This window comes from Acidipropionibacterium thoenii DSM 20276, assembly GCF_000423445.1.
GTDB lineage: Bacteria > Actinomycetota > Actinomycetes > Propionibacteriales > Propionibacteriaceae > Acidipropionibacterium > Acidipropionibacterium thoenii.
In genome coordinates this window covers 50,213-61,611 of sequence record NZ_AUHZ01000016.1, presented here as the reverse complement: position 1 = coordinate 61,611, position 11,399 = coordinate 50,213, and the positions used below count along the sequence as shown (strand labels likewise).

The 11,399-nt window shown below is 64.6% G+C and carries 12 protein-coding genes; 9 read left to right on the top strand and 3 right to left on the bottom strand.

The genetic code is table 11. From position 1 onward, the window contains the following. On the bottom strand, positions 1-213 hold a 213-nt coding region (locus G554_RS17595; RefSeq protein ID WP_425393347.1), incomplete at its 3' end, for a transposase. Between the two features lie 82 nt (positions 214-295). Here G554_RS17595 and G554_RS0107115 point away from each other — a divergent pair. Then, the gene (locus G554_RS0107115) at positions 296-1,015 is read left to right on the top strand and encodes a hypothetical protein (protein WP_027587365.1); all 720 of its coding nucleotides are present in this window, start codon (positions 296-298) and stop codon (positions 1,013-1,015) included. Between the two features lie 7 nt (positions 1,016-1,022). Here the strand turns inward: G554_RS0107115 and G554_RS18510 are convergent, their stop codons facing one another. Then, positions 1,023-1,148: a hypothetical protein gene (locus tag G554_RS18510; RefSeq protein ID WP_277985761.1), complete on the bottom strand. Its 126-nt coding sequence runs from the start codon at positions 1,146-1,148 to the stop codon at positions 1,023-1,025. 686 nt (positions 1,149-1,834) lie between these two features. Here G554_RS18510 and G554_RS15230 point away from each other — a divergent pair. The 3 genes from G554_RS15230 to G554_RS0107095 all read left to right on the top strand — a co-directional run bounded on the left by G554_RS15230 (position 1,835) and on the right by G554_RS0107095 (position 3,792). Next, positions 1,835-2,179, top strand: coding sequence for a hypothetical protein (locus G554_RS15230; protein WP_051232645.1), 345 nt, complete (start codon positions 1,835-1,837; stop codon positions 2,177-2,179). Beyond that, on the top strand, positions 2,179-3,276 hold the full coding sequence (locus G554_RS0107100; RefSeq protein WP_084648382.1) for an integrase core domain-containing protein: 1,098 nt from the start codon (positions 2,179-2,181) through the stop codon (positions 3,274-3,276). The genes G554_RS15230 and G554_RS0107100 overlap by 1 nt, the downstream gene beginning before the upstream one ends. 78 nt (positions 3,277-3,354) lie before the next feature. Then, a complete protein-coding gene (locus tag G554_RS0107095; protein ID WP_161626469.1) occupies positions 3,355-3,792 on the top strand; it encodes a hypothetical protein in 438 nt (145 codons plus the stop codon). Positions 3,793-3,860: 68 nt separating this feature from the next. Here the strand turns inward: G554_RS0107095 and clpB are convergent, their stop codons facing one another. Further along, the gene (gene clpB, locus G554_RS0107090) at positions 3,861-6,443 is read right to left on the bottom strand and encodes an ATP-dependent chaperone ClpB (protein WP_027587361.1); all 2,583 of its coding nucleotides are present in this window, start codon (positions 6,441-6,443) and stop codon (positions 3,861-3,863) included. A 367-nt stretch (positions 6,444-6,810) separates the two neighbouring features. Here clpB and G554_RS0107085 point away from each other — a divergent pair, with 367 nt between their 5' ends. From G554_RS0107085 to G554_RS0107060, 5 genes are all read left to right on the top strand, one after another. Next, on the top strand, positions 6,811-7,578 hold the full coding sequence (locus G554_RS0107085; protein ID WP_027587360.1) for an adenine nucleotide alpha hydrolase family protein: 768 nt from the start codon (positions 6,811-6,813) through the stop codon (positions 7,576-7,578). A 147-nt stretch (positions 7,579-7,725) separates the two neighbouring features. Then, entirely contained in the window at positions 7,726-8,625 is a 900-nt protein-coding gene (locus G554_RS15225; RefSeq protein ID WP_161626468.1) for a sensor histidine kinase, read from the top strand. A 2-nt stretch (positions 8,626-8,627) separates the two neighbouring features. Beyond that, positions 8,628-9,287, top strand: coding sequence for a response regulator (locus G554_RS0107075; protein WP_245569989.1), 660 nt, complete (start codon positions 8,628-8,630; stop codon positions 9,285-9,287). A gap of 222 nt (positions 9,288-9,509) precedes the next feature. Beyond that, positions 9,510-10,031 carry a DUF308 domain-containing protein gene (locus G554_RS0107070; RefSeq protein ID WP_027587358.1) on the top strand — a complete coding sequence of 174 codons (522 nt, stop codon included), beginning with the start codon at positions 9,510-9,512 and terminating at the stop codon, positions 10,029-10,031. A 62-nt stretch (positions 10,032-10,093) separates the two neighbouring features. After that, complete coding sequence (locus tag G554_RS0107060) at positions 10,094-11,203, top strand: S1C family serine protease (protein WP_211220420.1); 1,110 nt, start codon at positions 10,094-10,096, stop codon at positions 11,201-11,203. Positions 11,204-11,399 lie beyond the last annotated feature (196 nt).

Sequence of the window (11,399 nt, the reverse complement as noted above, 5' to 3'; positions counted from 1 at the left end):
GAAGGCTGCCGCTTTTTTTAGGAACTCGTTCTCCATCCGGGCCTCACAGAGATCCTTCCTCAACCGTTCGAGTTCGGCCGACTCGGCACTGGTGAGGTTCTCGGTTTCCGGGTCCGGATTCTTCTTGCGATACTCCTTGACCCATACGCCGACAGTCTGAGCGACAAGATTGTATGATTCTGCTACGGCTTTGATGGTGCGATGCTTGTCCACGACTTCAAGAACGACCTAGTTCTTGAACTCCGGACTGTACTTCGATCCTGACATGATGTGATCCTACCCGATTCTCGAAACTATGACTTTCCTCAGAAGTCCGGGAAGCTTCACTCAGTCCAACTCCTACCTCGACTCCACCGCGGACGCGGCCGACAGGCTCGCCCTCCAACGGTGGGTGACCCGCTCGCTGGTCAAGCGCGGCATCTGGGGGTCGGGGCTCGACACGCTCCTCACCCGCATCCGCGATGTCCTCCGCACCAACTCGACGAACGGCTTCCCGGTTGCGGCGGTTGAGGAGGCGATGGCGGCCGTGGGCAAGAGCCTCGCGTTCGACAACGCCGAGATCGACGAACTGCTCAACCTCAAGTACGCGGGCCAGCGGACCTTCTCAGTGCTGTCCGTGCTGTACCCGGGGCTGGACCTGAGCAAGAAGTTCCACGAGGATCACATCTTCCCCAAGTCCCGCTTCACCAAGAAGAGACTTCTCGACGCCGGTGTCCCGCTCGACAGCGTCGACGACTACCTGGCGGTCGTGAACCTCTTGCCGAACCTCCAGTTGCTCGCCGGGACCGCCAACATCGAGAAGCAGGACGGCCTGCCTGCGGAGTGGATCGGCACCGCCTTCCCGAGCGAGGACAAGCGAGCCACCTACCTTGCCGAGAACGACCTCGACGGTCTTCCGCTCGACCTGGCCGACTTCACGTCGTTCTTCGAGGAGCGCAAGCAGCGAATCCGGACCCGCCTACTTGCCGCTCTGGGAACAACACCGGGCGCACCGGAGGACGCGGCTCTCGCGTAGCCGACGTTCACGCGGCGAGCAGCGACAGTGCGGACACCGCCTGGAGAGGTAGCACTCCGTTGCCAAGCGCGGTGATCTGCTGGTTCTGCGTCAGCTCATGGGCATCGGTGACCCATCCAGCGGGCAGGCCCATCAGCCACTCCACGAACGCCGGTGCTGGGCGAGGGCCGTCGGCTTCGTTCAGGAGGGCTGGCGCTGGCGCGGGGCGTCTGGTGACGTGTTCCCAACGGGTGATGGCGTCGGCGTAGCGTCCCCAGCGCTGAACAGCCCGTCGATCAGGGACCACAGCGTCTCCGATTCGCCTCTCCTGCTCGGTGAGCCAGCCGGTCCGTGGAGGGCGAAGTCGATGATCTGGTGAGACAGTGCGATCGTCCCTCGTCGTGCTCGCACCTGGTCGCCAGTGGGGTGCGGAACAGTGCGCCGGGCGAGGGCGAAGATGCGGGAGCGTTGGTGAGGAGCGCCGACAAGGGAAGCCGGTAGGCCGATCCATCGCGCATCCAGCCGCAGGTCGGCCAGATCGCCGAGAACGGCGCCGAGAGCCCGTAGAGGTCGAGCTGCGTTGTCTCCCAGGTGCCACGGGTCGCGTTCCATGCCGCGAAGGGTTGCGCCGTCGGGGGTTGCATCGTCGGGGTTGCGTTTTCCATGGTCGTCTCCTTGTGCGGTTGGCCGTGTCGCGGGTGAGGACAGCAGCCCGCAGACGTTCTCGATGACGACCCATTCGGGCTGGAGCGTGAGTTGATTGAGCGTTCGTGTCCGGTTTGACGCGCTGGATCAGACCACATCGGTACGGTCCTCGTGACACCTTCAGGAGGGTGCACGATGAGCAGCAACGATGCCTCGGTACCGAGGAAGCGGCGGCCGAAGAAGGTCCTGTCGCCGTCGGCGAAGTATGAGATCTGGTTGCGGCTGGTCCGTGGCGAGGTCACGATCGCCCAGGCCGCGACCGAGGCCGGGGTGGACCGGTCGACGGTCATCCGGGTCCGGCAGGTCGCCAAGGACGGTGCGCTGGCTGCGCTGGCCGCCTCCCGGCCCGGCTCGCCGGGCAAGAGCCAGCGGGACTTCGAGCTGGAGGAGGCCAACGCCGAGATCGCACGGCTCTCGGAGGCGGTGAAGGAGCTGGCGGTGAAGCTGACGCTCGTCGAGGGAAAAGGGGGGCGGGTCTGATGCCCACGGCACCCGTGCCGGCCCGGGTCGACGCCGCCACGAAGGGCGCTCTGCTGGGCCTGGTCGAGCATGCCACCGATCGTGGCTGGCCGGTGGAGAAGGCGTGCGCGGTGCTCGGCCTGGACGTGCGCCGGGCCCGCCGGTGGACCCGCCGTCGGGAGACCGACGCCGCCGCCGGGCTGGTCGATGCTCGTCCCGGCGCGAGCGTCAACGCGCTGAGGCCGGCCGAGGTCGAGGCGATCGTGTCCGCGTTCGAGACCTTCGGCGAGAAGGACTTCTCCCACCGCCGGCTGGCGCACCGCGGCTCCTACGAGGGCTTGTTCTGGGCCGCCCCGTCCACGGTGCGGCGCGTCCTGAACGACCATGACCTGCGGTTTCGTCACCCACCGCGGCCGCCACGCGGTCAGCGGCGCCCGTTCCCGGACTGGGCCTCCTACACCCCTGGGTCGATCTGGATCTACGACACGACGCACTTTGTCGCCGCCGGCGTTGGTGCCCTGTTCGTCGAGGACCTCGTCTCCCGCAAGTGGATCACCACCGTCGTCTCCGCCGAGGAGACCCACACCCAGGTCCAGCTCGCGTTCGAGCATGCCCTGGAGGTCGAGGGGCTGCTGGAGCCGGCGCTGGAACGGGCCGAGGCGCTGGGCCGGGACCTGGAACTGGACGGGGAGGACGCGCTCACCCCGATCCTGCTCGCCGTCTCCGACAACGGTTCCCAGATGATCTCGGCGAACACACGCAAGTTCATGGCCATGTACGCCATCGCCCAGCACTTCGGCCGGCCCTCGACGCCGACCGACCAGGCCTGGGTGGAGTCCCTCAACGGGACCGTCAAGGCCGAGTGGCCGCACCTGACGAAGATCACCGACCCGGCCGTCCTGCGTGCCGAGCTCGACGTCGCCCGGACCGAGTACAACACCACCAGGTTGCACTCCGCGCTGGGCTACGTGACTCCGGACGACGAGCACCACGGCCGCGGCGAGGCCATCCGACAGGCCCGCCGCGACGGGCTCGCACGAGCAGCCCAGGCACGACTTGCCTACAACCGGAACCAACGGAAGAATCAACCCAACCCAGAGGACCCGGATGTGGTTTGATCCGCACGCCCGAAGCGGACATTAACGCTGAAACACCTCACGGAGCAGCGCTTGGAGGTTCAGGCGGTGTTGGACGAGATGTCCGCGCAGCAGCTGGAGGAGATTGCCTGCGACGGATCAGATGAGATGCGTGAGCTGGCCAGTGATGCCCTGGACTTCCGGGATCGGGCTCGGGCCTATCTGGAGGAGGCGGCGAGTCTTGAGGGGTTCAGCTTGTCGAAGACTGGCCATGGAAGCTTGGACGGCGGCTCGGGATTGGGCGCGGTGCGTGCGATTCAGGGTCTGGTGCTGACCCATCGAGACCAGGTGGTAGCGGTGGATCTTGGCGAGTTCGGGGATTCACACTTGGAGTTGGCGGCTCGTGGAGTCACCCATATCTTGGAGATTCAGCGCACGGAGGTCACCGTCCGCCGGGTGGCTGATGACCGGGAACTGTTTGTTAGCGAGCGGGTGATCTGCATCGATCAGCTGCGACGGGCACTGAGGGCGGTTGCAGCCGACAGCACCGGTGGCTGAGGCTCAACGCAGCAGGACAGCACGAGGCCGGGGTCCCAAGTGAGGAGACCCCGGCCTCGCTTTTGGGCTCAGTCGATGCGCAGCTGGTCGGTGTCGGGATCGACGTCGAACGTGACCACAGCACCATCGATGATCTCGCCGGCGAGGAGCTTTGTGGCGAGCTGGTCCTCGATGGTGGACTGCACCAGTCGGCGCAGCGGTCGAGCGCCATAGACGGGGTCGAAGCCGTTGCGGGCGAGCCATTCCTTGCCCCGGTCAGTGACGTCGATCACGATTCGGCGCTCCGCGAGGCGGGCGTTGATCTTGCGGAGGTTGGTGTCGACGATGTGGGTCAGGTCCTCCAAGGTCAGCGGGTCGAACATCACGATTTCGTCCAGCCGGTTCAGGAATTCTGGGCGGAAGGCGCTCCGTACCACGCCCATCACGGCCTCATGCTTGGCCTTGGTGTCCAGACTCGTGTCGGCGAGGAACTGGCTGCCCAGGTTCGAGGTCATGATCAAGATCGTGTTACGGAAGTCGACGGTGCGGCCCTGTCCGTCGGTCAGGCGGCCGTCGTCGAGCACCTGCAACAGGATGTTGAACAGGTCGGGGTGCGCCTTCTCTACCTCGTCGAGCAGCACCACGCTGTACGGGCGGCGCCGTACGGCTTCGGTGAGCTGGCCTCCCTCTTCGTAGCCGACGTAGCCCGGGGGGGCACCGACGAGGCGGCTGACCGAGTGCTTCTCGGAGTACTCCGACATGTCGATGCGGATCATCGCGGTCTCGTCGTCGAACAGGAAGTCGGCCAAGCTCTTGGCCAGTTCGGTCTTGCCGACGCCGGTGGGACCGAGGAAAAGGAAGCTGCCGGTGGGCCGGTTCGGATCGCTGATGCCAGCGCGGCTGCGCCGGACAGCATCGGCAACGGCTTTGACTGCTCGCTTCTGCCCGATGAGGCGCTTGCTGATGTGTTCCTCCATGTGGAGGAGCTTCTCGGATTCGCCTTGGAGCATCTTGCCGACAGGGATGCCGGTCCAGGCGCTGACCACCTCAGCAATGTCCTCTGTGGTCACTTCGTCGGCGACCATGCGACTGGCCTTCTCTTCGTTCTCTTCCTGCTTGGCCTGCTCCAATTCGCGTTCCAGCGCCGGAATCCGCCCGTAAGCAATCTCGGCTGCTGCAGCCAGGTCGCCGACACGCTGGGCCTTTTCTGCCTCGATCCGGAGCTGATCGATCTGGGTCTTCAGCTCTCCGATTCGGTTGAGTCCGGCTTTCTCCTGAGCCCAGCGGCTCTCCAGGAGCCGCAACTTCTCCTCAGAATCCGCCAGTTCTTGTTCCAGCCGTTCCAGGCGCGCCTTGCTGGCAGCGTCGGTCTCCTTCTTGATGGCGAACTGCTCCATCTTCATCCGGTCCACTTGTCGCCGCAGCGCATCAATCTCTTCAGGACTGGAGTCGATCTCCATGCGGAGTCGGCTGGCAGCCTCATCGATCAAGTCGATGGCCTTGTCGGGCAACTGTCGGTTGGTGATGTAGCGATTGCTCAGCGACGCGGCAGCAACGAGAGCGCCATCGGTAATGCGCACCTTGTGATGCGCCTCATAGCGCTCGCGCAAACCGCGCAGGATGGCGATGGTGTCCTCCACCGATGGCTCGCCCACATACACCTGCTGGAAGCGACGCTCCAGCGCCGGGTCCTTCTCGATGCGCTCGCGGTACTCATCCAGCGTCGTGGCGCCAATCATGCGCAACTCGCCGCGGGCCAGCATCGGCTTGAGCATGTTGCCCGCATCCATGGCACCTTCACCACTCGCGCCAGCGCCGACGACCGTGTGCAGCTCGTCGATGAAGGTTATGATCTTGCCTTCGGCCTCCTTGATCTCCTTCAGCACGGCCTTGAGTCGTTCCTCGAATTCGCCGCGGTACTTGGCCCCGGCCACCATGGAACTGAGGTCGAGGCTGACGACGCGACGACCCTTCAGCGAGTCGGGCACGTCACCGGCGATCACGCGCTGCGCGAGGCCCTCGACGACGGCGGTCTTGCCGACGCCGGGCTCGCCAATGAGGACTGGGTTGTTCTTGGTGCGCCGGGCGAGGACCTGCACGACGCGGCGGATCTCCTGGTCGCGGCCGATCACCGGATCCAGCTTGCCCTCGCGGGCGCGCTCGGTGAGGTCGACGGAGTACTTGCTGAGGGCGGACTCGCCGCCTTCGGCCTCGGGGCTGGTGACACGGCGATCGCCCCGTGCGCCTGCGAAGGCTTCTTCCAGTTTCTCTGTGGTCGCCCCTGCACCGACCAGCATCGTCTGTGCCTCAGACGGGATGGACGTCAGCGCAATGAGCAGGTGCTCGGTGGAGACGTAGGAGTCGCCCAGCTTGTCGGCGCGAATTTCCGCGTCGGCGAGTACCCGCGCGAAGGAACCGGACAGTTGCGGTTGGGCTACCGAGCTGCCTTGGCTGGAGGGCAGCTTGCTGATGGCAGCCTGGGCGCGCTGGTCAATCTGGGCCGGGTCGACACCAACAGATTCCAGTAGTGGCCCCACTGAGTTCTCGGGGACCATCAGCAAGGCATGCAGTAGGTGAACGGGCTCGACCGAGGGATTGCCGGCCGCCAATGCGTTGCGGACGGCGGCCGAGACCGCGTCCCGGCTCATCGTGGTGAGCTTCTCGGTGTCCATGTGCTTCTCCTTCGGATCGGGACTGGTATGCGCCCGCGCGGGGCGGGCCGCTGCGAGGCTGTGGCGCCAGGGCTCTCGGCGGGCCGTCAGCGGCTGTACCGGCAGACCCAACAGGAAAACCTGACGCACTTCGATGGTGGGCATCGGTGCGGCTCCGGGTCAAGCGCTTCGGCCGCATTTGGGGGTTGGCCCTCACTGCAGTGGGGGACGACGCCCATGTGCGACCAGATCTATGGATCTGGGCCGTCCTCGTCGGCGATCCTTGCTGCGTGGACAGGAAGGACTGTATGGCCAGGAAGGAACAGAGGCTGACCCTCACCTCGTCCATCCGTTCGCATCGCACGAGGAATCGCAGGAGGAAATCACCATGGACTTCACAGACCACGTCGTGGTCGGCGTCGACGGTTCGTCGACCTCGATCGCCGCCGCCGTGTGGGCCCGGGACATCGCTCGCGCCGGACACTGGCCCTTGGGCATTGTTTACACCCAAGGGCTGGCGCCCGATGTGCGGGAAATGTTGGGCGAAAGCGGCACATTGATGTGTGTCGAATCAATGCTGGCCCCAGCATTGGTCCAGGCGAGTCGCACCGCGGCCATGGTCGTCGTCGCGTCCCGTGGTCAGGGCTCGCCCGTCCTCCCGATTGTGGACGCCGCGGCCGAAGCCGTGCTCCAGGAGGCTGCCGGTCCGGTGGTGGTGCTCCCCTCCACCACCTGGAACACCTTGGAGCGCCCTCTTGTGTTAGGCCTCGACGCCGAGCGCCCAAGCCCTGCCAGCATTCGTTTCGCCGTATCCGTCGCGGGGCGCACCGGGGCCCGGCTGAAGGTCATTGTCGACGACAAGGGGCAAGGCCCCGACCGGGCGCGTCTCCAGACCGTGCAGGTCCTCACCCGGGTCCTAGGTAGCGACCTCCCCGAGACCTTTGATGTGGAGGTCTCAGCCCACGAGCTGACTGACGCGTTGCTCGCGAAGGCATCGGAAGCGAGCCTGACTGTCGTGAGCAGCCAACACGCCAGTCGCTCTGTCGAACGAGAGCGCTCTGAGAACCGCCTGTTGCTCCGGTTGTCCACCTCGCCGGTAGCGGTGGTGGCCAACACCGTCGAAGTAGGTCAGGCTGACGGATCCGCTACCCGATAGACTGACCGAACAGACTCCCGATACAGCGCTTGGCAAGGTCCCCAGAGCAGGTGGCGATGCCTCGGGAAGCGGCTCACCCTTAGAGAGGGGCATTCGGTGAGTTTACAGAGACGTATCTGGGCCATGGTCGTGGGTGCCTTCGTAGTGATGACCACTATCCTGATCGCTTCCCCGATCACGATAAGTTATCCACCCACTCCCGGGCAGATCGCCTGGGTCATCACTGGAGTGATTGTCTTGTCCCTCATCAGTTGGCCCATCATCAAGCATGGGCTATCCCCACTCATCCGCGTCGCCCAAGACATTGAGGCCACGACAAACCTCGATGCGGCACGCCGCATCGAGACGGCGCCCGATCTGCCCGAGCTGGACGGCATCGTGGCGGCCCACAATGCCCTCGTCGAACGCCTGCGCGCGCAACGTCGTGCGACGGTTTCGGCTCTGATCGAGGGTCAGGAGTTGGAGCGTGCTCGCTTATCCCGTGAGCTCCATGATGACGTCGGACAGACCCTCACTTACGCACTGCTCTTGTTGCAGTCCGCTCAAGATGACCCGCATAGCCAGCAGAAGATTGCCATGGCGCAGGATGCCGTTCGGACCAGCCTGCAAACCGTCAGGCGACTGGCCGCCGACCTGCGCCCCAGCGTGTTGGCCGACATCGGCCTGGTCAGTGCGCTCACGTCTTTGGCCACAGCTCACGCCGAGGCCACCGGTATGGCCGTGCGCCGCGAGATCAACCCCGTCCCCGACCTGGGCTGGGCTGCACAGCTGGTGGTTTACCGGGTTGCTCAGGAAGCTCTGACCAACTGTGCGAAACACTCCGGTGCCAGTGTGGTGACCCTGTCTCTCACCCACCGGGAGAACCTCGTCCAACTGGTCGTAACAGACAACGGCAAGGGCCTTGGTGAGGCTATACCCGGCACCGGCATGGCGGGCATGCGAGATCGCGCGCGATCCATCAACGCAAACTTGAACGTCGCCGACAATCCCGACGGTGGCACACGCATCGAACTGCGCATCAACCTCGACACTCTCCCAAAGGAATGACCATGCACACGCCGACAACCCGAATCTCTCGCGTGCTGCTGGCCGATGACCACACTCTGCTGCGCCAAGGCGTGAAAATGATGCTCGACCCCCAACCCGACTTCACCGTCGTAGCCGAAGCGGCTGATGGAGCCCAAGCACTGGATCGCATCAACCACGGCGACATCGACCTCGCTATTCTCGACATCACCATGCCCCGCATGACCGGGCTGCAAGTTGCTCGCGAAGTGTCCCAGCGCAAGCTGCCTACCCAAATGCTGATCCTGAGTATGCATGACAACGAGCAGTACCTGTTCGAGGCCCTCAAGGCCGGTGCAGCCGGCTATGTGCACAAGTCCATGGCAGACCGGGACCTGCTCAACGCGTGCCGCGCAGCCGTGCGAGGCGAGCCTTTCCTCTACCCAGGTGCCATGTCCACCATCATCCGCGAGTACGTCCAGCGCGGCCAAGCCAACGAAGGCGACCGGCTCCTGACCCCCCGCGAAGAGGAGATCCTCAAGCTCATCGCCGAGGGCCACTCCGGCAAAGAAATCGCCGAGATGCTGTTCATCAGCCCCAAGACCGTCGAACGGCACCGTGCCAACTTGCTGGAGAAGCTCGGGATGAAGGATCGCCTCGAACTGACCCGCTACGCCATCCGCGTCGGACTCATCGAGCCCTGAACCGGACACAGCGGCACGGCAGCTATCCCCAGCTTGTGCATGTGTGGTCAGTCCGTTGTGGGTGTTAGCACCGATGGTGATCGGCCGTGGTCAGGGCTGGAATGGGACGTGCGGGGTTCATGGCCATGTGCCGGGCCTCGCTGACCATCATCGGCGGTTGGCCTGCTTTGCGCGGGCCTTCTTGTCGCGATCCCTGTCCTGAGCGACCCTCGGAGGTTTTCCATGTCCAAGACTTTTCGCACACTGGCCCTGATCGAGCTGTTTGGTGCAGCACTGCTGATCCTGCTCGGTTTCATGCTCATCTGGTGGCCAGGGCTAACCCTGCAATCCCTGGTGATGTTCTGCGGCGCCTTTCTGCTCGTCGAGTCAATTTCGGCGATGATCGGCGCATGGCGCTGTTACGGCGTCCTGCGGTGGCTGCGAGGCGGAGTGGGGGCCCTGGGCGTCGCACTAGCCCTACTCATCGTCCTCCTGCCTGATCTCACCTTGTCGTTCATCGCTGCCGCCGTTGGCCTATGGACCATCATGTGTGGCTTGGGCCTGATGACCGAGAAAACTGCTCGGCGTCGCTGGCTGTACGTCCTGGCTGGCGTTCTGCTGGTCTTGGCAGGCATCTGGTTCATCTTCAACCACGCCGCTGCGATCATCACCATCGGGCTCTGGGCCGGCATGTCGCTGCTGGTTCTCGGCATGTCCCAAGTTGCAGCGGCCATCGCCGTGTGGCGTGCGGCCAAGAACAGCTGACCGACCAGGCAAACGCCTACGACCCTTCCAACCACAACTCGGTCTCTTTTAGGAGTCTCGCCATGATGAGAAACAGCCTTCCCGCGCGCACTGTGGCAGCAGCCATTGCGATGACCGCACTGATTCCGCTCACTTCCTGTAGTGCCACCGCGCCGATGAACCCCGAAGACGTGAAGACGCCAGCACCAGTGGCGTCCAACAGCCCCCTCACAAGTCCGACCTCGGGTAACAGCTCTGTTACCTCGTGCAGCATCGACGATCCGTCCTGGACGACACTTGCTGAGAAGGTGAGCCCGTCCGTGGTGTCCGTGGAGGTCTCCAGCGGCGGCCACCCGGTGGGCGAGGGCTCGGGGGTGGCAGTTGACGAGCACCACATCGTCACGAATGCCCATGTGGTGGGTGATGCCACTGATAGCGACGTGTCGGTCACCCTGTCCGACAACAGCGTCCAGCCCGTCACCATCGCCGGTCGTGATCCGATCACTGATCTGGCCGTGCTCACGGTGCAGGACACCAAGCTCACCCCGATCCCGATTGCCACTTCGGCCGAAGTGCGCACCGGGCAGCCGGTGATGGCCGTGGGCAACCCGCTGGGACTGGCAGGGACTGTGACCACCGGCATCGTCAGCGCCCTCAACCGTCCAGTGGCTGCCTCCGAGCAGGGTACCGGGCCGAGCGTCGCGACAGTGACCAACGCGATCCAGACCTCAGCACCGATCAACCCGGGCAATTCGGGTGGTGCTCTTGTCAATGGCTGTGGCGAACTGATCGGCATCAACTCATCCATCGCAACATTGGGGCCTGGCAGCGGCAGTATCGGCATCGGGTTCGCGATTCCGTCCGACGAGGTGTCCATGGTGGCCCAGCAGCTCATCCGTGACCGCAGAGCCCATCACGCCCAGCTGGGGATCTCCGTGGCAGACGGCATCGCAGCACGGGGGACGCAGCGGATCCGAAGTGCCATGGTCGCCTCGGTGGTTGTCGGTAGCCCGGCCCACAAGTCAGGTCTACAGGTCGGAGACCACATCATCAGCATCGACGGTGTTGCAACCACCTCGGCATTGTCCTTGGTAGGGCATGTGAGGGGACTTCCCGTCGGGAAATCGGTGAACCTGCTGGTGGTGCGCGACGGCAGGGAGCTTACGGTGTCCGCGACGCTTGCCAGCGACTGACTCCGCGAGGTTCCGACCCCGCGCGTCGGGCACGGCGTCGGTGCTCGATCACGACCCGAAGGTCGTTGATGCCAGCCATCCAAGGCCGGCGGCGGCGAACTCGTCTTCCGGCCCAACCGCAGTCTTCCGCCTCCGGACGCGGTCCTTGCCCGTGCGGAGCAGCTTCGCTGTTCGTGATGTCTTCAGGGCTCTGATC

Coding starts and splice junctions, on each gene's coding strand:
- G554_RS0107115 (WP_027587365.1), top strand. CDS start 296: ATGACTTTCCTCAGAAGTCCGGGAAGCTTCACTCAGTCCAACTCCTAC.
- G554_RS18510 (WP_277985761.1), bottom strand. CDS start 1,148: ATGGGCCTGCCCGCTGGATGGGTCACCGATGCCCATGAGCTGACGCAG.
- G554_RS15230 (WP_051232645.1), top strand. CDS start 1,835: ATGAGCAGCAACGATGCCTCGGTACCGAGGAAGCGGCGGCCGAAGAAG.
- G554_RS0107100 (WP_084648382.1), top strand. CDS start 2,179: ATGCCCACGGCACCCGTGCCGGCCCGGGTCGACGCCGCCACGAAGGGC.
- G554_RS0107095 (WP_161626469.1), top strand. CDS start 3,355: ATGTCCGCGCAGCAGCTGGAGGAGATTGCCTGCGACGGATCAGATGAG.
- clpB (WP_027587361.1), bottom strand. CDS start 6,443: ATGGACACCGAGAAGCTCACCACGATGAGCCGGGACGCGGTCTCGGCC.
- G554_RS0107085 (WP_027587360.1), top strand. CDS start 6,811: ATGGACTTCACAGACCACGTCGTGGTCGGCGTCGACGGTTCGTCGACC.
- G554_RS15225 (WP_161626468.1), top strand. CDS start 7,726: ATGACCACTATCCTGATCGCTTCCCCGATCACGATAAGTTATCCACCC.
- G554_RS0107075 (WP_245569989.1), top strand. CDS start 8,628: ATGCACACGCCGACAACCCGAATCTCTCGCGTGCTGCTGGCCGATGAC.
- G554_RS0107070 (WP_027587358.1), top strand. CDS start 9,510: ATGTCCAAGACTTTTCGCACACTGGCCCTGATCGAGCTGTTTGGTGCA.
- G554_RS0107060 (WP_211220420.1), top strand. CDS start 10,094: ATGATGAGAAACAGCCTTCCCGCGCGCACTGTGGCAGCAGCCATTGCG.